This window comes from Pseudomonadota bacterium (assembly GCA_011049115.1).
Classification (GTDB): Bacteria; Desulfobacterota; Anaeroferrophillalia; order Anaeroferrophillales; family Tharpellaceae; genus DSCM01.
In genome coordinates, this window is record DSCM01000072.1 from 1 (window position 1) to 19,051 (window position 19,051).

The window sequence follows — 19,051 nt, forward strand, 5'->3', positions numbered from 1 at the left end:
GAAATAAAAAAAGCATTATTTTTCTAGTCATGAATTTCCGCTCGCCGCCGTGTGCGGTCGGGGCTTTCGGCGGATCGAAAACGCCGGTCCTGATCTTGGTTTTGGGTGCAGGTAATCGGTAAACCGGATCAATCTGTGGCCGTCTTGATTGAATCTCGCCATAATCAGTTTCAGGTATAGGTAAAACTATAGAAAATGTCAAGTAGGAACCGCTTGCCGCCGGGTTTAAAAAGGGTCTTGATAAACTCGTAACCCGGCTTGAAAATCGCAAAAAAAACAGGAGGGCACAGTAAAATTATCAACTTTGCAGAGAAGACCGGGAGGGAAAATACGACCACCACGATTACAGCCGTTTATAAGGTCGATATCGAAAGTCGGCTCCCACGGCCGCTTTTTCTGGTCCCGGTGGTTGCGGGTTTTCCCTCTCCGGCCGATGACTATATTGAAAACCAGCTCGATCTGAACCGTCATCTGATCAAGCATCCGGCGGCAACCTTCTTTGTCCGCGTCAAGGGGGATTCGATGATCAACGCCGGAATTCATTCCGGCGACATTCTGATTGTCGATCGTTCCCTGGAGGCCGCCGACAAAAAGGTGGTTATCGCGATAATCGATGGCGAGCTGACGGTGAAACGGATTCGCGTCAAAGGGCGCGAGATTCACCTGCTGCCGGAAAATCCTGATTATGCGCCCACCCTGATCCAGGGGGAAATGAACTTTGCCGTCTGGGGCGTGGTTACCACCGTGATCCATGCCCTCTGAAAACGGCCGGATTGAAAAGCGCATGCCTGTTTTTGCCCTGGTGGACTGCAATAATTTCTATGTTTCCTGCGAGCGGGTATTTAATCCCGGACTCACAGGTAAACCGGTTATTGTCCTGTCCAACAACGACGGTTGCGCCGTCGCCCGGTCAAATGAAGCCAAGGCCCTTGGCATAAGGATGGGGCAGCCGGCTTTTCAGCTGAAGAAGCTTATGGCAAAGCATCAGGTCGCGGTCTATTCCTCCAATTACGCCCTGTATGGTGATATGTCGCAAAGGGTCATGCGAACGCTTATGCAATTTACCCCGAGAATGGAGATTTATTCGATTGATGAAGCCTTTCTCGATCTTACCGCTTTCAATCGGGTTGATCTTGCCGAATACGGCCGGAAGATAAAACAGACGGTCGAACAGTGGACCGGGATTCCGATTTCAGTCGGGATCGCCGGAACCAAAACCCTGGCCAAGATTGCTAACCGCCTGGCCAAAAAATCAACCAAGGCCGACGGCGTACTGGATTTGAGCGCGGCGAAATATCAGGCTCAGGCTTTGGCCGCGGTCGCGGTTGGCGATGTCTGGGGCATCGGGGCTAAATCCGCCGCATTCCTGCTGGCAAACGGGATCGGCAACGCCCTGCAGTTAAGGGACGCCGACCGGGTGCTGATCGGGAAAAAAATGGGGATAACGGGTTTGAAACTGCTCGATGAATTGAACGGCGTTTCCCGCTACCCTCTGGAACAGTCACCGCCGCGGAAACGGTCGCTCGGTGTCTCCAGGACCTTCAGGCGGGAAATCTTCTCGCTCGCTGAATTATCCGAGGCGGTATCGGCTTATATCTCCGCCGGAGCAGAAAAACTGCGGGCCGAAAAAGCGGTGGCCGGGGTCTTGATGGTGTATCTCATGACCAACCGTTTTAAGGATTACTCCCCTTACCACAGCACAACCATCAATTTGCCGGTACCTAGCAACTACACCGCGGAGTTGATCGCTTATGCCAAAAAGGGATTGCGGGAGATTTACCGGCAGGGGCAAGGCTATAAAAAAGCCGGCATTCTGTTGTCTGACCTGCGCCCGGAAACCGGGGTTCAGGCCGCTTTCTTCGATGAAATTGACCGGGATAAAGCCGGCGGATTGATGCGGGTGCTTGATCTGATCAACGGGACTATGGGGTCAGGCACCATTCGGTACGGGGCGGTCGGGTTGAGTCGGGACCAGAGTTGGAAGACGGTTTTTAATTTACGGTCGAGGGCCTATACCACCAAGTGGGGTGAGTTGCCGGAGGTGGAGTGACAAGGTTTTCAAAAATCAGCAAGCACCTGAACCCTGGTCCCGGAAAACCCCCGGCTACTCTCGCGTCCGGCGCCCAGGGCGTGCTCGCCGGCGTCGGTTCCTGAACGGTAACCATTGCTTGTCGTCACGGCGTTCCGGAGGGGATGATTTGATGTAAAGGCTTTCCGCGGTGGGCCGCCATTTGGCGGTCAGGGCAGGCTGGGCGCAATACCGGATCGCGCTGGAGCTGAAAACCGGCTGGAGCGGTTTGCGGTTTTGTGAATCAGTCGATCTCCAGAGGCAGCAGACGGCGGCGGCGGACATCGAACAGTCCTTTGTCGGTCAGGCGGAGAAAGGGCAGACCGGTAAAGGCCAGGGTCTGGTAATGAAAAAAAGGGTTGTCCAGTTTTGAGCCGAGTGCGGTTAAGGCCTCGACGATCCTGGATTCCCGGGCGAGAATCTCCACCAGGTCGAGTTCAGCCATGACGCCGCCGATCGGCAGCGGTAGTTCCGCCATGATTCGGCCCCGGTCGACGACGACGATGCCCCCTTTGATTTCCAGCAGACGGTTGCAGGCCGCCGCCATTTCCTCTTCATCAAGGCCGATGACCGTCGGCTGGTAACATTCCCAGTTTAGGGTCGAGGCCCAGGCCCCACGCCTGATGCCGGTACCGGCCAGGAAACCCCGGCTGATCCGGCCGCTGCCGTAACGGTCAAAAACCACATATTTAATCACATCCTGTTGGGCATCGGCCAGGATATTTCCTTCCCTGATCGGCAGGGTTACCTGTTCTTCATGGGTTACCATGCTGCCGATTTCCGGGCGAATGGCGCGAACCCTGACTGCGCCGGAGCGGGCGGTGTGGTAGTTGAAGGTCGCGGCCTCGACCCCGGCCAGGGGGATTGAACGGCCGGCGGCGGTGGGGTAGCGGTAGGGGATGAATTGCTCCCGACCCGACCAGCGTCCGTTTTCGGCCTCGATTTTGCCCCGGCAGAGAACCAGACGCGGAGTGAATCTTTCCAGTTCGGGGACGATCAGGATGTCGGCTCGGCGGCCCGGCGCCAAAGCGCCGATATCTTTTCTCTGAAAGGCCTCGGCGGCGTTGAGGGTCAGCATCTGGACGACGGTCAGGGGGTCAAAGCCGAGGGCGACGGCCTTTTGTCCGAGGCCGTCGAGATGGCCTTCGTGCAGGAGCCAGGAAGGGGTGACCCCGTCGGTGGAGATGGTCAGCCGTCGGCTTTCCCGGGTCAGTTTTCGAACCGGGGCGACGCCGGCGAGATCGCGTCGGATGCTGCCTTCGCGAATCATCAGGTCCAGGCCGAGGCGCAGCCGGTCGAGCGCCTGCTCGGGATTGATCGGTTCATGGCAGGAGCTGATGCCGGCCGCGACAAAGGCGTTGAGCTGATCTTGTTTGGCGCCTGCGGAATGTCCCTGTACCGGTTTGCCGTAAGTTTGGGCCAGAGCGAGAAGTTCAAGGGTTTCGTCGTCGGCGGCGAGAATCTCGGGCCAGTAAGCTTCCCCGACCCCGGCGAGGCGCGGGTGTTGGAAAAGTTCTTCGTATTGAGCCGGAGAAATCGGAAAACAGCTTTCAAACTGAGGGTATGGTGGCGAGAAACATGGCGCCGTGAATCTGAAATCGAGGGGTAGGCGTTCGGCTTCCGCGAAAAGCCACTGCAATCCCTGCTGCCCCAGGCTGTTGCCAAGTTCGGTGCATTCGCTGATGACCGTGGTCGTGCCCCGAGGCAGCACAGCGGCGCAGAAATCATGCAGGCGAAAGACGTTGGCGATGTGGGTGTGGGTCTCGATGTAACCCGGCAGGACAAAATCATGGCCGGCATCGATGACTTGGGTTTGTTCGGTAATGGCACCGGCGGGCGCGGGGCCGATGCCGGCGATTTTCCCTTCCCGGACCGTAATCGTGGTTTCAGGAATGACCTCGGCGGTGAAGACATTAACCAGGCGGGCATTGATAATCGCCAGGTCGGCGGCTTCGCGGCCCAAGGCGGTGGCGATCAGTTTTCTGATGGTGGTGCGGTTCGGCATGGCGCTGAAAGAACTCAATGACACCGGTTTGAGAAGCAACTGAAGCCTTCGCGAGGTTTCGGGTTTCTGCGGACGAGGGAAAGGGTTCCTGATCGGTCGCGAAGCGGTCGTTTTGCTAGCCTCAGTAGCACGGAACAAGGGTTGGCGCAAGCTCTTAATTGCCGGCATCCCGCCATCTCGGCGGTCGGAATGGAGGGCCTGACCAGGTGGTTTTTAAATTCGACTTGCCAGGTAACCCCGTACTCGGGGCATGTTGGTGGCCCGAGGCGAATTTTTATCTTGACAAAAAAGATTATCTTATGTATGAATTGTTGGTCGAACCGAATTGTGAAGTGATAAATTTTTATGAAAATGGAGAAAGGAGAGAAAATCATGTCCAAGACTCTTGAAAACCTGCGGGCGGCGTTTGCCGGAGAAAGTCAGGCCAATCGTAAATATCTGGCCTTTGCGGAAAAGGCTGAAAGTGATGGTTTTTCCCAGATCGCCAGATTGTTCCGAGCCGCGGCCGCAGCTGAAACCATTCACGCCCATGCCCATTTGAAAGCCATGGGTGGGGTCGCCGATACCGGCGCCAATTTGCGGGAGGCGGTGGCCGGTGAAAGTCATGAATTTAAGGATATGTATCCCGGATTCATTGCGACGGCCAAAGCGGAAGGCGATAAAAAGGCCCTGCGTATGTTTGAGTGGGCCAACACGGTGGAAGAGATTCACTGCGGTCTTTATCAGGAAGCCCTGGTAAGTTATGAACAGGGGAACGATCTTCCGGTTGAGGATTTTTGGGTCTGCGGCGTCTGTGGCAATACGGTGAGTGGCAAATGTCCTGATAAATGTGAAGTCTGCGGTGTGCCGGGCGGTAAATTTGACAAGATCGACTGAGTTTTGTAGACTCGGTATCGAACTTGTTATGTCGGGGAGCTGGTTTGCTCCCCTTTTTGTTGGGTTATTGACAGGAGGGGGAAATGGGGTCGGAGCGGAAAGATCTGATTGGTTCAAAGTTCTGCTTGAAGGTGTTGGTTTTTCTCGGATGCTTTCTGGGCTGCGGGGTCGGGTTTGCAGCCGGCGGTAATTTACTGGAGAGTGGTAAAGATCTGCTGGGCAGATTGGGGACGTCGTCTTCAGGAGCGTCTCTCGAACGCCTTTCTGAAACCGAAATCGGCGCTGGCCTCAAGGAAGCTCTGCGCATCGGCAGCGAAACAGTGCTTACGCAGCTGGGGCAAAAGGATGGTTTTAATGACGATGCGCTGATTCATATTCCGCTGCCGGAAAAACTGGAAAAGGTCAGGAGTGCCCTGGCGAAGGTCGGTTGCGCCGGCATGCTTGACGAGCTTGAGTTACGCCTGAATCGGGCCGCCGAAAACGCTGCTCCGAAAACCAGGGAACTGTTCAGTACCGCGATCGGTGAGCTGACGCTTGTCGATGTGAAAGCTATCTATCAGGGGCCGGATGATGCGGCAACTCAATATTTCCGCGGGAAAATGACCCCCGCCCTAAGCGCGACCATGGCCCCGGTGGTTGAAGACAGCCTTGCCGAGGTCGGCGCGATTCAGGTTTATGATGAGGTCATGGGACAATACCGGAGCCTGCCCTTCATGCCGGATGTCAGACAGAATCTTAATGATTACGTGATTGAAAAGGGGCTCGACGGTATCTTTTATTACCTGGCCCGGGAAGAAGCCGCGATTCGCTCAGACCCTCTCAAGCAGACGACTTCTCTGCTGAAACGTCTTTTCGGGCAGTAATCCTGTTCAGCTAGGCGTGAATGAGAATTTTTAACGGCAATAAAAATGAAGCCGTTTGGAGCCCAAGCGGACGCAGGTTCGTATCAGGGGACTGCTCCTGACTTGGCGCTGAAGGGGGCATGGTGCTTGTCTACATTAAAGCGAAAGCCCGATCCTTGCCGTGCGCACGGCAAGGATCGGGCTTTCGCTTTTGTGACGAGCCTGGTATGGCTTGCTTTTTCAGGGTTTAGCGCGGATCTCCCATTCCCGGCATTTGCGGGCTTCCCGTCAGACCGGGAAGCCGGGGGAGACTGATCTTGCGCCAACCGGTTGGAATCTCAAAGAGATCGGCGGACTGAGGGCCGGGACGGACATTGCGGTAGTTGACTTCGCTGTCTTGACTGACAACCCGGACCGGCAGATCATTTTGGGGATCGATCCAGTAAATTACCTTCTCGTCTTCCGTGACCAGCTCATATTTATCGCAGGCGATACCATTGATGGTTTCCGTGCCCCGCCGGTTCGCGCTCAGGCGCAGATCGGCGGACCAGTTTTCGGGCATCATTTCATCATCGCGGTTTTCCATCGCAATCTCCAGATAACTTTTTTCCTGCGGCATCATGGTCCAGGCCAGGCCTCGATCGGGGCGATTGATGATGATCATCCGGCGTCCTTCCTGGTTCATCTCATGGCGGCTGAGATCGCCTTTGATGAAAATCCGGCCCTGGGAAACCGTTTTGCCTGCGACCAGGGTTTCCATGTCGGCGGAAAATTCGGCGGCCGGCAGAACGGGGGCGAGCCAGAGAACTGAAAGTAAGGCGGCGATGATAGTGAACTGGTAGTTTTTTCTTGGTTTCATGAAAACTTTTCCTTTTTCCGTTAGAAGATTAGTGCTCCTATCAGAACCTTTTCTTATTTTTTAACAAGAAAAGGTTCTGATAAGGCAATTGTTTGCGGGCGGATAAAGCCCAATGGGGTTGCGGGGATGGTTCACGCATGGGGCAGATCTTTTTTATCATAATCTCATAAGGATTACACGGGTTGCCTTTAAACCCCGGTGGCGGCGGATTGGTTTCAGCTTTGCTCCTGCAGTCGTTTTTCCAGTTCTTTGACCCGCTGTTCCAGGGCGGCGAGGCGGCCGCGGTCTTTGGGCAGGTGGGTTGCCGCCATCAGCTGGCGCAGCGACTGTTTCAGGGGGACGGCCGGAATGCCGCCGTAATCCTGGTCGCCGGGAAGGTCGCGGGCCGCCGAGGTGCCGGCCATCAGCCGGGCCCTGTCGCCGATGGTTATACTGTTCGCGGCGCCGACCCGGGGGCCGAGCATCACCTGGTTGCCGATGCGGACACTGCCGGCAAGCCCGACCTGGGCACACATGATGGTTTCGTGGCCGACCTTGACCCCATGGCCGAGATGAACGTGATCGTCAATCTTGGTGCCGCGGCCGACGACGGTTTCGTCCAGTGCCGCCCGGTTGATCGTGCATAGTGCGCCGATTTCAACATCATCCTCGATGATCACCCGGCCGATCTGGGGAATCTTGAGATTGCCGCCGCCGACCTGGAGAAAACCGAAACCGTCGGAGCCGATAACCGTGTTGGGATGAATTATGACCCGGTTACCCAGCTGACAATTCTCGCGGATGACCACGCCCGGATAAAGCACGCAGTCACAACCGAGGCGGACGCCCTTGCCGATGAAGGTCTGCGGATAAATTCGGCAGTTGTCGCCGATAGTTACCTGATCACAGATAATCGCGCCGGCGCCGATATAAAGCTTACGGCCCAAGCCAACGTCCTTGCCGATAACGGCCCTTTCGTCAATCAGGGGCTCAAGCGCCTGGGCCTCCCGGTCAATTTCCCGCATCAGGAGCCCGGCCGCGCGAAAGGGCTGGGCGCAGATAATCAGATTCGAGGGCAGGCCCGCAGCCGGCCGCGGGACGAGCAGGGCGCCGGCCCGGGTGCCTTGCGCCCGCTCCAGGAATTTTTCCTCGGCGAATGAGATCTGCTCGGGAGTGGCTGCCTCCAGGCTGTTAATGCCGGTCACCACCAGGGTCTCATCGCCGACTACCCGACCGCCGATTTGAGCGGCAATTTCAGCAAGGGTGCAGCGCATTCTAAAAAACCTCATTTAAATAATAAATTTAATAATTTCGCCTTCGAGCGCGGACCTGGGCGCCTTGTTTTTCACCTTTTTGTCAAGCGGTTTCGGCGTGAAGACGTCGCGCTTCCCGGTTGACATTCATTACGTTAACACATATAGAAGAAATCTTCACATAAAATTTTGTCAGCCGGAAGTCTGGCGCGCGCTGTTTCTTTTGGGGAGAATCGATGAAGCGAAAAGATCTTTGGTTGAAGGCCGGTTTATGCTTGGGGATCTGTCTGCGTCTGAGTTGCTCTGCACCGGGCTTTTCCGTGGAAGTGGCGCCGGCGGCGACCCGGCAACAGCTGGATGTCGGCGTGGCGGAAACCCTGGAACTTGAACGGAAAACCGAAGCGGCCCGGCAGCAGTGGGAAGTGGATCGACAGACGCTGGCGGAGCGGACCCATGCCATGGAACTGGAAGAGAAGTTGCTGGCGGTCCGCCTGCGCAAGCTGGACGGCTACCGGGAACAGCGGCTTGCGGAAATTGGCCGGCTGGAGGAGGGCTTGGCGCGGATGGAGGATGTCGGCCTGCGTCTGGAACCCTTTCTCGATGAGCTGGTCGGTCGTCTGGAGGGTCTTATGGGAAATGATCTGCCCTTCGCGCTGGAGGAAAGAGAACGGCGGCTGGAAGACCTGCGCGAAAGTCTGGATCGTTACGAGGTCGATCTGGCGGAAAAACTGCGCCGGGTGATGGAGGTTCTCAGGATTGAGGCCGGGTTTGGCCGAGGGTTTGAGGTCGGTGAGGAGACCCTGTCGTTGGCCGGAGTGGAAACCACGGTCAGGGTTCTGCGCCTGGGTCGGGTGGCGCTTTATTATCTGACCCTTGATGGTCGTCAGGCGGGTTGGTATAATCAAAGACTCAAGCTCTGGCAACCGCTGACGACGGCCGCCGGCGAGGCCGTCAAGGAAGCGCTGCGCATGGCTTTGAAACAGCGGGCTTTTGATCTGGTGCGCCTGCCGGTGGTGGCGGAGGAAAAACCATGAATTTTCTGGTTATTCCTTCGCGTTGGTGGTCTCTGGTTGGTTTGTCCCTGTGTTTTTTGTTCCTGCTGGGTTGGCCGTCGGCGCTGCGCGCGCAAACTCCGGATGGTGGCGCTTCGACTTTACTGGAGCGGGCCCTGAAACAGGTTGAGCACGAAAAACAACAGGCTGAGCTTCAGCGCCGTTTGACCTTGAGTGAGATCAGGGAACGTCGGCAGGCCGCGCTGGCGTTAGTGGAAACGGCCCAGGCCCGGGTCGCCGAACTTAAACAAAGAATCGCCGGGCGCGAACGCGAGCTTGAAGAACTGGCCCAGCGGCAGCAGGAACTTGAACAGAAAAGTCGTCTGGCGCTGCATCAGCTCAATGAGTTGGCCGGAGTGGTGCGGACCAGCGGCCGTGATCAATTGAGTCTGCTTGAAAATTCGCCGGTTTCCGGGGACCGCCGGGGTCGGCTGTTGCCGCTGCGGGAATTGCTGGAGCGCAGCGCTTATCCGGGGATGGCGGAAATTCGCGCGATTGCCGAGCTTTATCTGGAAGAAATCGAAGCGGGCGGGCGGATCCATGCCGCAACCGGCGAGTTTATCTCGCTTGACGGACAGCGAACGCAGGGCCGGGTGGTTCGTCTGGGAGCCCTGACGACGATTTATCGGGACGACGCCGGCAAGAGTTGCGGTTTTGCCGTTTACGGTCCCGAAAACGATGCCCGGCTCGCCGTCTCGAAACCGGGTTGGCGGGTAGCCGCTAATCTGAAAAAATTCATCGCCGGTGAAACGACTTCGGTTTATCTTGATTTTTCCGGTGGAGACGCGGTTCGGCGTCTGGCTCTGACCCAGAATGCCTGGGAACGCCTGCGTTCCGGCGGCATTCTGGTCTGGCCGATTCTGCTGGTGGGGCTGGTGGCGCTGGTTTTCAGCCTGGAACGCTTTTTATTTCTCGGCCGGGTCAAAAGCAATACCGACCGGGTTATGGGGCAGATTATCGCGCTGGTTAACGCGGGTGATTTTCAGGGTTGCCTGGAGTTGTTGAAAAATCGCCAGGGCCCGGTTTTCCGGGTGCTGACCGCGGGGCTCGGAGCCCGCCGGGCGGACCGCGAGGTGCTGGAGAATGTTATGGAAGAGGCGATTCTGAAAGAATTGCCCCGGCTGGAAAAATTTCTTCCGACCCTGCAGGTGCTGGCCGCGATTGCCCCGTTGCTGGGGCTGCTCGGAACCGTGACCGGCATGATCAACACCTTTCAGGTGATCACCATTTATGGGGCCGGCGATCCCCGCATGATGTCGGGCGGAATCTCGGAAGCCTTGATTACCACTAAACTCGGTCTGATGGTCGCTATTCCGATTATTCTGCTCCATACCTGGTTCTCCCGGCGGGTTGACGCCATTATCGGGGATATGGAGGAAAAAACCGTCAGTCTCAGCCTGGCTTTGCGCCGTGAGGATGAAAGGTCGCAGACCGAGGTCTGAAAACCGCCGGTCCGGCTTTTGTTCCGTATTCGGGGCCGGGCGTTGAGATCGGAAAAACATGCAGTTCTTTTTTGAGATTTTTGATTATTTTCATCGGGGCGGCCCTCTGATGCTGCCGATTATCCTGATTTCCTTGTTCATGTGGGTTCTGATCATTCAGAAACTGCGCTCCATCTGGGCTGTCAATCAGCGGGATATCGATCTGGGAGAAGCCCTGGACGCGGTGCGGGAGCGTCGTCTGGTCGAGGATTTTTTCGGCACCCCGCTCTGTCATGTGGTGGGGCATTTCGTCGAAGCGATGACTGCGATCCGGCGGGATAATCTGGCCCTGCTCAATTCCTTGATCACGAGTGAAACCGAGCGCCTCGGGCGGCACATCAATTATATTTACGTCCTGGCTTCGCTTGCCCCGCTGCTGGGCCTGCTCGGTACGGTGCAGGGTATGATCGCGACCTTTGACGCGATTTCGATTTACGGCACCGGGAACCCCAGGGCCCTGGCCAACGGCATTGCCGAGGCTCTGATTACCACGCAAAGTGGTTTGTTTGTGTCCATCCCCGGTCTTTTTATGGCGGGTTTTCTGCAGCGCCGGGTTTTTCGCATTGCTCAGCGTTTGGATGAGTTTCGGGCTGGGGTGATGAAGGAGTTGGGAGAAGTTCATTATGATTAATGTGCGAGCCCGTCTGCGACGTGAGCGCAAACCGGCCCAGATCGATATGGCTCCGATGTTGGACATGGTTTTCATTCTGCTGATCTTTTTTCTGGTGACCACGTCCTTCGTGCGTGAGTCCGGGGTCGAGGTCAAACGTCCCACCGCTCTGACGGCCGAGGATGTGCGGCAGAACGGCCTGCGTTTCGGCATTAATGCTGAGGGGCATATTTATGTCGATGGCCAGCCGGTCGATATTCGCAGTGTGCGCGCGATTACCGAGCGTTTCCTGGCCCAGAATCCCGACGGCAGTATCGTCATTGTCGCCGATCGTGAGATTCGCACGGGTCTGACCATCAAGGTGTTGGATCAGTGCCGGCTGGCTGGGGCGCAGCGCATCGCGGTGGCGGCCGAAGCCCCGTCCGGAACCTGAGTGAGCTTGAATCATGTCCTGTGACCATCGGCGCAAACGGGATCTGCCGCTGGCTCTGTTTTGGGCCCTGGTGATGAATCTGTTGATCATGGCCTTGATGCCCTGGCTTTTTCGCCGGGCTGACCTCGAAACCGCATTACCGCAAATCAGCTCGGAGCCGATTTTCATCCAACCGGCCCGGTTGGAAGCAAATCGGCCCCGGGCTTCGTCTCCGCCCAAAGCCTTGCCGCAGGTAAAACCGCTGCCGCCTCTCCTCGAGAAGATTAATCCGCCGTTAGCCCCGCCTGCGATTAATCCCCGGATCAAGCTTGACGCAATCAAGATTGAGACTCGCATTGACCAGGATTTCAAATTGCAGCCCCTGCCCGTGGTTCCGGCCGCGACCCCGGAATTTTATCGCTTTGACGAAGTTGACCGGCAACCGTTGAGCACGGCGCGCATGGAGCCCATTTATCCGTTTCTGGCTCGGCGCCGGGGGATCGAGGGCAGTGTCAAGATTCGTTTTCTGGTCACGCGTCAGGGTCTGGTGGAAGGTTTGGAAATTATTGCGGCCGAGCCCCCGGGCTATTTTGAAAAAGCGGTGCAGGAGACCGTGGCGAACTGGCGTTTTGAGCCCGGACTGGTCAACGGTGCCAAGGTCAGAACCATGGTTGAAACGACGATTGTTTTTAAACTGGGACGCTGAAGAGCATGCAGAAAAGAGGAAAAAACCATGAGCGCGGCGGGCCTCAATCTTCGGCTCAGAAACGAAGCCATACGGGTCTGTTGCTGATAGGTCTGCTGGTTTTGCTGTGGCCGCAGGCAGTCCGGGCCCATGAGGTTGCGTATTATCAAAGGGAGCTCTCGCCCGCGTCTTTTCAGCTTTTGCAGAAAATGCAGGAAGCCGGACAGGCCGGAGAACCGGAACGAGGTTTGCAGCTCTTTGCCGAACAGGTTTCCGAAAGCCGCCGCCAGCTTCCGGTGTTGTGCGGTTTCGTCGCGGCCAATCTTAATTTTCAGGCGCAGCGCTACTCGGAAGCGATTCGTCTTTATCTGGAGGTCCTGGCACGGGCGCCTGAATTTGACGCGGTCTATGAAAATCTTGGTCAGGCCCAACTGCTGACGGAAGCCTATGCGGCGGCCGCGCGAAACCTGCTGGAAGCGGCTTGCCGCCGACCGGAAAAAGCCGCTCAGCTGCGTTATCAGGCCGCCGTGGCCCTGCTTTACGGCCAGGATGCGGTCGGCGCCCGTGATTTGCTGCGGGAGCTGAGCGAGAGTGTGGCTTCCCCGCCGGTTGCCTGGTTGAAAGCGCTGCTTCAGGCCCATTGGCAGTTGCGGGAAACCGCCGCGGCCTTGAAAATCGCTGCCCGTTTGCTTGATCTTGAACCGGAGGGAATTGAAAACTGGCGGCTCTATGGGCAGCTTAACCTGGCCAACGGTGATTACCGCCGGGCCTTGACGGCTTACAAGGTGATTCAGGCGGCGGGGCAGTTACAGCCGGCCGAATACAAATTGTTGGCCGGAATTTATCAGCAGCTGCAGCTCTTTCAGGCCGCAGCCGCGGCTTGGGAGCTGTATCTGGGGAGTGAAAAACCCACGCGAGCGGATCTTGAAACCCTGGTGGCTCTGTATGCCCAGGCCGGCGAGTTCGATTCGGTTTTGAAGACCCTGGATCGTCTTCAGCCTTTTATCGAGGCGGTTGAACTTGATTTTCGCCGGGGGAAGTTTCTTTACCAGGCCGGTCGTTATGAGGAGGCCTATCGACTTCTGAACCGTCTGGAGCAACTTGTCGAAGAAGACGGTTATCAGTATCTGCTGGCCGGTTACTGCGCTTGGAATCTGAATCGGTTTTCCGCCGCCGCGGCCGCCTGGGGAAAGGCCGCCGCCCGCCCGGCTTGGCGGCGGCAGGCTCAGGCTTTACTCGACCGGCTCAAGCCCTGGCTGGAAGCGGCTTCCTGACGGTCGGCAAGGGTACCTTTGCCAAGGTCCGGCTCGTTTGCTAAGGCGGCTTGTTTTTCCAGGTTCAGGTTTTCTGCGGCCGTGACTTTTTAGAGCCCCGGATTTTCCGTCGGGATTTTCCAGCTTAAAACAAATCAATATAAGCCGGAGTCAACGGCGCTGGAAGTTGCCTGCAGGTTTATCGGGGTTGTTGGGAAGATGATTTTTCTGAGCGGGAGGGCCTGATGGTCGATATCAGGATCAAGGTCGGCGATATCACCCTTGAAAAGGTTGACGCGATCGTCAACGCGGCCAATGCTTCCCTGCTTGGCGGGGGCGGGGTTGACGGAGCGATTCACCGGGCCGCCGGGCCGGAGTTGTTGGCCGCATGCCAAACCCTGGGTGGGTGTCCGACCGGCCAGGCTAAAATCACCGGGGGCTATCGTCTGCCGGCGAAATTTGTGATTCATACCGTGGGGCCGGTCTGGCGCGGAGGCGAGCGGGGCGAGGATTCGGCCCTGGCTTCCTGCTACCGGGAGTGTCTGCGCCTGGCGGCTGAAAAAGAGCTGAGTTCGATCGCGTTTCCGGCAATCAGCTGCGGGGTGTACGGTTATCCGGCTTCCGCCGCGGTCGCGATCGCGGTGTCGACGGTGCGCGAGTTCCTGCAGCGCCATCAAGCCCCATTGCAGGTGGTCTTTGTCTGTTTCAAACAGGATATGGCCGCCTTGTATCGCCGACAGCTGCGAGCGTTGCTGTGATTTGAAATTCAGGAACCTGAGTGTCGCGGGGTACCATAAAGCTGGAAGCTGAGTGCCGCTGGCTTGACGGTTTTGCCGGGCTGCCGGACGAAGAAGCGGTGATCTCGGCTTCGGTTTTTTTATAATCAAGGTCGTCGTCTTTTTCCAGTTGTTTTAATCTGCTCTTAGTATAATTAAGTAACTCGCTGACTTCCGTGGCGATGGTCGTTGCATGACGTTGCACCTGGTCGGAAATTTCTCGGGTATGGGTTGCCGCCGCTTTTACGGCATAGATGGCCTCGTGGACTTCCTTGACATAATTTGAAGTCGCCGTGGCCTGTGTGGAAATGGTTTCGGCTTCAGTCTCCTGATGGATGATCTGCTGTTGAACCTGAGAACCGGTAAGGTTAATGTCGGCGACGCGGGCGTCAATTGATTCCAAACTGTTGACCAGTTCCAGGCCGGCATTATCTATTGCTTCAACCTGCAGGGTGATTTCTGCGGTCGCGGCCGCGGTTTTTGTGGAAAGATGCTTGATTTCCGTAGCCACGACCGCAAAGCCCCGACCATGTTCTCCGGCTCGGGTTGCCTCAATGGTTGCGTTTAAGGCCAGCAGTCTGGTTTGAGAAGCGATGTTCTCGACCAGCTCGACAATTTTGTGAATGTCACCGCCGGCCTGGTTCAAACGATTGAGATTGTTCCGGGACTGATCAGTGCTGTTGGCTACCGCCTCGATAAGTTGATTCTGCAGGTTGATTTTATGATGAATTTCGCTGACCGTTTTTTCCTGGGTTCTGGTTGATTTGAGGACGGTTACGGTGTTTTTCGTGGTTTTGTCAATGGCGTCCATGACTTCCAGGGCCTGTTCCAGGGTCGCCGTCGCCAGTTTTTTCTGAGTGCCGGCCAGGGTGACCAGTCCGGCGGCTTTTTCCTCCAGCAGCTTAATGCTGGTGGTTGTCTTGGCCAGCATTTCGGCAATGATGTTTTTCCCGCTTAATTTCCTTGAGGATTCCCGATCCAGGCTGACGAGGGCATGTTGAAAGTCAGCAATGGCCCGGGCCAGGATGCCTATTTGATCCTTACGTTTCTGATAGGGGACTAACGGGGTGCTGCCGGCCCGAACTTGGTGGATGGTCGTACTGAGTCGGTGTAATGGGGTTTCTATGAGCCTGCGGATCAGCCAAAACAGGATCATCAGGTTGAGAGTCATGATCGCGATATTCAGGCGCAGAAACTTAGGTTGTCTGGTCTTACGCATGGTTTCGAGCTCATGTTTCTGGGCCGTGATTGTTTCTATCTGATTCAGAATCCGGTTGCGGCTGAGTTCGGCTTTTAATCCTTCATCGGCAAGCAGCTGAGAGAGGTCGTTGATTTTTTTTCTGAAAAAATCGGGCCCGGAAGTAGCGTGAAATATAGTGTCGATTGAATGTTCGATGTTCAGCCTGTCTGCGGCCGGGTCTGAACTAAAGAGTATAATCTTTTCAACCGTCTCGGTGAATTGGTGGTGCTCGTCGAAGACCCCGAAGGATACAGCCAGTTCATGATCCCCGGTCTGGAAGATCGGTTTTTTTGCGCAAGATCCCGGCGTTCCCGGCGGGAGAAGGCTTTTTTGTATTGTTCCTGTCCCGGGTAGGTGATTTTCTCTTTGGTTTTGTAATGAAGATCCAGGTATTCGTGAATTTTAGGAATGGGATCAAAGGTGAAAAAGCTCGGGATGGAAAGATATTTTTTTTGCAAGGTGACGATCGCCTGGCGCAGGTCTGCGTTCAGGTCGTCGTTAATTTGGAGCAGCTTGTCGACCCGGATGGTCGTAGCCTGGTCAAAGTGTTGACCGACGTAATAAGCAACCAGGTTGCAAAAGATGGAGATGGTGTCTATCGCCACCAAGATTTTACTGCCCAACGAGATGGCGGGTCGATTCGTTGGCGGGCTTTCCTTTTGCATGAGCAATCTCCGAAAGATACGGTTTAGGCTGCGCGAAAGGATTCTTTTTGTCCGGAGAGAAAGCTCTTTCGCCTTTGTAATTCATCTGCAATGCATCAATCCGGCGCGACGTCATGGCTAGTCGCAAAGTGTAAAGATCAGATAAAAAAATAATAACCCGCTTGTTGTTTGCCGGTCTGTATGCTATGCCAAATCCCGGTCTGGGAAAACCATGATGCAGCCGTGTGACGGCAAAGCATTGGTAAAAAATATTTATTTGCAGTCATTCGCAGAACGACTGTTTTTTGCAAAGCCAGCAAGTTATGAAAATCACGGCTATGCCCCGATTATTGGTGACCGGTTTGAGCTATGCCCATCTGGGGCCCTTTGATTTTTATCTCGCCGCCGGGAAAACGGTTTTTCTCACGGGTCCTTCCGGCGGGGGAAAAAGCTTGCTGCTGCGGGCTCTGGCGGATCTGGATCCCTGGTCCGGTGAGATCCTGCTTGACGGCCGCCCCTGCGCCGGTTTCACGGCCCCGGAGTGGCGGCGCCGGGTGGCCTTGCTGCCGGCGGAGAGTCAGTGGTGGCATGATCGGGTCGGGGAGCATTTTCAGGTATGCCCGTCCGCCGATCAGCTTGCCGCTCTGGGTTTTGCCGCCGGGGTTGAAACCTGGGCCGTGAACCGGCTTTCCTCCGGAGAAAAACAGCGCCTGGCGATGCTGCGCCTGCTGCGGCATCGGCCTGCGGTCTTGCTGCTGGATGAACCTTCCGCCAATCTCGACCGGGAAAATCGCGAGCGTCTGGAAAAATTCATCGGCGACTATCAACACCGGCAGGGGGCGGCGATTCTCTGGGTGACTCATGATCAGGAACAGCCGCATCGTGTCGTCGGCCGGGTTTATCATCTCGAAAACGGATTTCTGCAGGAGGTGCAAAGCGCATGAACGCGGCGCCCCTGACAACTTTTGATCTGACCCTGGTTTCCCTGCTGGTCTTGGCTCTGGCTCTGGTTTCCCTGCCGTTGCGCCTGGAACTTGCCGCTCAGCTGGTCGGCGCCGCCCTGCGCATGACGCTGCAACTGTTGCTTATCGGTTTTATCCTGAAATGGCTGTTCGGCGCGGCTGAACCTCTCTGGATCGCCCTGCTCGCGATCTTCATGCTGCTCAGCGCCGGGCGGGAGATCGACCGGCGGCAGAAGCGCCGTTTTCAGGGCGGCTGGGGTTTTGCCATCGGGACCTTTTCCATGTTTGTGAGCACCTTTCCTCTGGCCCTGTTTACCCTGACCTTGGTGATCGGCAACCAACCCTGGTATGAGCCGCGTTACGCGGTGCCGCTGCTGGGCATGCTGCTGGGTAATGCCATGAACGGGGTTTCCCTGGGTTTCGACCGGCTTTTGCACAACGTTTGGCAGCAGCGGCAGGTGGTCGAGAATCGGCTGATGCTGGGGGAAGATTGGTTTGAAGCCCTGAGTGAGATTCGCCGCGAGAGTATTCGTTCCGGCCTGATGCCGACCATCAACGCGATGACGGCGGCCGGAATAATCAGTCTGCCGGGCATGATGACCGGCCAGATTCTGGCCGGCAGTCCGCCTCTGGAAGCGGTCAAATACCAGATTCTGATTATGCTGCTGATCGCGGCGGGCAGCGGTTTCGGAACGATTATCGCGGTTTTTCTGGGCGGGCGTCGGCTTTTTGACGGGCGTCAGCGCCTGCGCCTGGAGCGGCTGACGCTTTCGTGAGAAAAGACCTCCGCGCCGGCAGACGTAACTCAAGTGGTGCCTTTTAACTTTGCTTTCGGAGGTGAAGAGATGATTATCGGCGTTCCCCGGGAAATTAAGCAGGATGAATATCGGGTCGGGCTTCTGCCGGTCGGGGCCCAGCTGCTGACCGCAGACGGACACCGGGTTCTTTTCGAAAAAGGCGCCGGTCTCGGCTGTGGTTATGAAGACGCCGACTATGCCTTCGCGGGAGCGGAAATCGTGGAGTCGGCGGCAGCTATCTATGCTCGGGCCGAACTTATCATCAAGGTCAAGGAACCCCAGCCGGAAGAGATTGAAAGGCTGAATCCGTGACAGATTCTCTTTTGTTACTTTCATTTCGCCGGTTCCCCGGAGCTGACCGTGGGCTGTCTCGAAAAAGGGATTGTCGCGGTTGCCTTTGAAACCTTGAGGGATGAACGGGGACAGCTGCCGTTGTTGACTCCGATGAGCGAGGTCGCCGGCAAAACGGCGATTCAGGAAGGCGCTAAATGCCTGGAAAAACCGATGATGGGACGGGGGCTGCTGCTTGGCGGAGTGACCGGGGTCGAGCCCGCTGAGGTCCTGATTGTCGGCGGTGGGGTGGTCGGCAGCAATGCCGCCAGGGTCGCCGCCGGTCTTGGGGCCAGGGTCACGATCATGGATATCAACCTTGACCGCTTGCGCCATCTGGCCGAAGTCATGCCCGCCAATGTCAGCCCGATTTTTTGTGACCCCCAGGCCCTGGCGGAGTATGTGATGCGGGCCGATCTGGTGGTTGGCGCGGTGCTGATTCCGGGGGCCCGGGCTCCGATTCTGATTGACCTGCCCCTGTTGCGAAAGATGAAAAAGGGGGCGGTGATTGTCGATGTCTCGATTGATCAGGGCGGCTGCTGTGTCGCCAGCCGGCCGACGACCCACAGCGCTCCGGTTTTTGTGGTGGAGGGCGTGGTTCATTATTGTGTCGCCAATATGCCGGGCGCCGTCGGCCGAACCAGCAGTCAGGCTCTGTGCAACGCTACCCTGCCGTATTGTCGCAAGCTGGCTGAAGGGTTGGATCTTTTTTTACAGGAAAGTCCGGGGCAGGCGGCGGCCCTGAATCTGCGGGCCGGGCGGATTGTCTGCCCGGCCGTGGCCGCCACCTTTCCGGATCTGATGTAGGGACGAGGGGCTTGCCGGGGCTTTTGCCCGGTGAAAGAAGAAACAGTGATGCGGCGAAACGCAGCCAATTTTGTGGCCTTGCCTGTGGCTTTACCGGTCTACAGGCAGGGGGTAGAGGTA

At 56.7% G+C, this 19,051-nt stretch carries 18 protein-coding genes and 1 pseudogene; 15 read left to right on the forward strand and 4 right to left on the reverse strand.

What is annotated here, in order from left to right:
• Nucleotides 1-342: 342 nt before the first annotated feature.
• Entirely contained in the window at nt 343-762 is a 420-nt protein-coding gene (gene umuD, locus ENN66_05805; protein HDS16114.1) for a translesion error-prone DNA polymerase V autoproteolytic subunit, read from the forward strand.
• Nucleotides 763-784: 22 nt separating this feature from the next.
• Nucleotides 785-2,050, forward strand: a complete 1,266-nt coding sequence (locus ENN66_05810) for a Y-family DNA polymerase (GenBank protein HDS16115.1) — start codon at nt 785-787, stop codon at nt 2,048-2,050.
• 262 nt (nt 2,051-2,312) lie between these two features.
• Here ENN66_05810 and ENN66_05815 read toward each other — a convergent pair whose 3' ends face one another.
• A complete protein-coding gene (locus ENN66_05815; GenBank protein ID HDS16116.1) occupies nt 2,313-4,241 on the reverse strand; it encodes an adenine deaminase in 1,929 nt (642 codons plus the stop codon).
• A 204-nt stretch (nt 4,242-4,445) separates the two neighbouring features.
• On the opposite strand from ENN66_05815, the gene ENN66_05820 reads away from it, so the two are divergent.
• The gene (locus ENN66_05820; GenBank protein ID HDS16117.1) at nt 4,446-4,949 is read left to right on the forward strand and encodes a rubrerythrin family protein; all 504 of its coding nucleotides are present in this window, start codon (nt 4,446-4,448) and stop codon (nt 4,947-4,949) included.
• Between the two features lie 83 nt (nt 4,950-5,032).
• Nucleotides 5,033-5,812: a DUF4197 domain-containing protein gene (locus ENN66_05825; GenBank protein HDS16118.1), complete on the forward strand. Its 780-nt coding sequence runs from the start codon at nt 5,033-5,035 to the stop codon at nt 5,810-5,812.
• A 226-nt stretch (nt 5,813-6,038) separates the two neighbouring features.
• Here ENN66_05825 and ENN66_05830 read toward each other — a convergent pair whose 3' ends face one another.
• Nucleotides 6,039-6,650: a DUF4412 domain-containing protein gene (locus tag ENN66_05830; protein HDS16119.1), complete on the reverse strand. Its 612-nt coding sequence runs from the start codon at nt 6,648-6,650 to the stop codon at nt 6,039-6,041.
• 215 nt (nt 6,651-6,865) lie between these two features.
• Nucleotides 6,866-7,918: a UDP-3-O-(3-hydroxymyristoyl)glucosamine N-acyltransferase gene (gene lpxD, locus ENN66_05835; protein ID HDS16120.1), complete on the reverse strand. Its 1,053-nt coding sequence runs from the start codon at nt 7,916-7,918 to the stop codon at nt 6,866-6,868.
• Between the two features lie 200 nt (nt 7,919-8,118).
• Between lpxD and ENN66_05840 the strand changes: the two genes are divergently transcribed.
• The 7 genes from ENN66_05840 to ENN66_05870 all read left to right on the forward strand — a co-directional run bounded on the left by ENN66_05840 (nt 8,119) and on the right by ENN66_05870 (nt 14,133).
• Nucleotides 8,119-8,916: a DUF3450 domain-containing protein gene (locus ENN66_05840; protein ID HDS16121.1), complete on the forward strand. Its 798-nt coding sequence runs from the start codon at nt 8,119-8,121 to the stop codon at nt 8,914-8,916.
• Nucleotides 8,913-10,376: a DUF3450 family protein gene (locus ENN66_05845; GenBank protein HDS16122.1), complete on the forward strand. Its 1,464-nt coding sequence runs from the start codon at nt 8,913-8,915 to the stop codon at nt 10,374-10,376. The genes ENN66_05840 and ENN66_05845 overlap by 4 nt, the downstream gene beginning before the upstream one ends.
• A 58-nt stretch (nt 10,377-10,434) precedes the next feature.
• Nucleotides 10,435-11,046, forward strand: a complete 612-nt coding sequence (locus ENN66_05850) for a MotA/TolQ/ExbB proton channel family protein (GenBank protein ID HDS16123.1) — start codon at nt 10,435-10,437, stop codon at nt 11,044-11,046.
• The gene (locus ENN66_05855) at nt 11,039-11,458 is read left to right on the forward strand and encodes a biopolymer transporter ExbD (protein HDS16124.1); all 420 of its coding nucleotides are present in this window, start codon (nt 11,039-11,041) and stop codon (nt 11,456-11,458) included. The genes ENN66_05850 and ENN66_05855 overlap by 8 nt, the downstream gene beginning before the upstream one ends.
• 13 nt (nt 11,459-11,471) lie before the next feature.
• A complete protein-coding gene (locus ENN66_05860) occupies nt 11,472-12,143 on the forward strand; it encodes an energy transducer TonB (GenBank protein HDS16125.1) in 672 nt (223 codons plus the stop codon).
• Between the two features lie 5 nt (nt 12,144-12,148).
• Nucleotides 12,149-13,396 (forward strand): hypothetical protein, encoded by a 1,248-nt coding sequence (locus ENN66_05865; protein HDS16126.1) that lies wholly within the window; start codon nt 12,149-12,151, stop codon nt 13,394-13,396.
• Between the two features lie 224 nt (nt 13,397-13,620).
• Complete coding sequence (locus ENN66_05870; GenBank protein HDS16127.1) at nt 13,621-14,133, forward strand: O-acetyl-ADP-ribose deacetylase; 513 nt, start codon at nt 13,621-13,623, stop codon at nt 14,131-14,133.
• Here ENN66_05870 and ENN66_05875 read toward each other — a convergent pair.
• Nucleotides 14,081-15,370 carry a methyl-accepting chemotaxis protein gene (locus tag ENN66_05875; GenBank protein HDS16128.1) on the reverse strand — a complete coding sequence of 430 codons (1,290 nt, stop codon included), beginning with the start codon at nt 15,368-15,370 and terminating at the stop codon, nt 14,081-14,083. The genes ENN66_05870 and ENN66_05875 overlap by 53 nt on opposite strands.
• A gap of 311 nt (nt 15,371-15,681) precedes the next feature.
• Here ENN66_05875 and ENN66_05880 point away from each other — a divergent pair, with 311 nt between their 5' ends.
• The 4 genes and pseudogenes from ENN66_05880 to ald all read left to right on the forward strand — a co-directional run bounded on the left by ENN66_05880 (nt 15,682) and on the right by ald (nt 18,931).
• Nucleotides 15,682-16,083: a hypothetical protein gene (locus ENN66_05880; GenBank protein ID HDS16129.1), complete on the forward strand. Its 402-nt coding sequence runs from the start codon at nt 15,682-15,684 to the stop codon at nt 16,081-16,083.
• Nucleotides 16,084-16,373: 290 nt separating this feature from the next.
• The gene (locus ENN66_05885) at nt 16,374-16,979 is read left to right on the forward strand and encodes an ATP-binding cassette domain-containing protein (protein HDS16130.1); all 606 of its coding nucleotides are present in this window, start codon (nt 16,374-16,376) and stop codon (nt 16,977-16,979) included.
• Nucleotides 16,976-17,773 carry an iron export ABC transporter permease subunit FetB gene (gene fetB / locus ENN66_05890; GenBank protein ID HDS16131.1) on the forward strand — a complete coding sequence of 266 codons (798 nt, stop codon included), beginning with the start codon at nt 16,976-16,978 and terminating at the stop codon, nt 17,771-17,773. Before ENN66_05885 ends, fetB begins: the two co-directional genes overlap by 4 nt.
• A 69-nt stretch (nt 17,774-17,842) precedes the next feature.
• A pseudogene (gene ald, locus ENN66_05895) lies at nt 17,843-18,931 on the forward strand (alanine dehydrogenase).
• Nucleotides 18,932-19,051: the final 120 nt, after the last annotated feature.

Coding starts and splice junctions, on each gene's coding strand:
- ENN66_05810 (HDS16115.1), top strand. CDS start 785: ATGCCTGTTTTTGCCCTGGTGGACTGCAATAATTTCTATGTTTCCTGC.
- ENN66_05815 (HDS16116.1), bottom strand. CDS start 4,241: ATGCCGGCAATTAAGAGCTTGCGCCAACCCTTGTTCCGTGCTACTGAG.
- ENN66_05820 (HDS16117.1), top strand. CDS start 4,446: ATGTCCAAGACTCTTGAAAACCTGCGGGCGGCGTTTGCCGGAGAAAGT.
- ENN66_05825 (HDS16118.1), top strand. CDS start 5,033: ATGGGGTCGGAGCGGAAAGATCTGATTGGTTCAAAGTTCTGCTTGAAG.
- ENN66_05830 (HDS16119.1), bottom strand. CDS start 6,650: ATGAAACCAAGAAAAAACTACCAGTTCACTATCATCGCCGCCTTACTT.
- lpxD (HDS16120.1), bottom strand. CDS start 7,918: ATGAGGTTTTTTAGAATGCGCTGCACCCTTGCTGAAATTGCCGCTCAA.
- ENN66_05840 (HDS16121.1), top strand. CDS start 8,119: ATGAAGCGAAAAGATCTTTGGTTGAAGGCCGGTTTATGCTTGGGGATC.
- ENN66_05845 (HDS16122.1), top strand. CDS start 8,913: ATGAATTTTCTGGTTATTCCTTCGCGTTGGTGGTCTCTGGTTGGTTTG.
- ENN66_05850 (HDS16123.1), top strand. CDS start 10,435: ATGCAGTTCTTTTTTGAGATTTTTGATTATTTTCATCGGGGCGGCCCT.
- ENN66_05855 (HDS16124.1), top strand. CDS start 11,039: ATGATTAATGTGCGAGCCCGTCTGCGACGTGAGCGCAAACCGGCCCAG.
- ENN66_05860 (HDS16125.1), top strand. CDS start 11,472: ATGTCCTGTGACCATCGGCGCAAACGGGATCTGCCGCTGGCTCTGTTT.
- ENN66_05865 (HDS16126.1), top strand. CDS start 12,149: ATGCAGAAAAGAGGAAAAAACCATGAGCGCGGCGGGCCTCAATCTTCG.
- ENN66_05870 (HDS16127.1), top strand. CDS start 13,621: ATGGTCGATATCAGGATCAAGGTCGGCGATATCACCCTTGAAAAGGTT.
- ENN66_05875 (HDS16128.1), bottom strand. CDS start 15,370: ATGCGTAAGACCAGACAACCTAAGTTTCTGCGCCTGAATATCGCGATC.
- ENN66_05885 (HDS16130.1), top strand. CDS start 16,374: ATGCCCCGATTATTGGTGACCGGTTTGAGCTATGCCCATCTGGGGCCC.
- fetB (HDS16131.1), top strand. CDS start 16,976: ATGAACGCGGCGCCCCTGACAACTTTTGATCTGACCCTGGTTTCCCTG.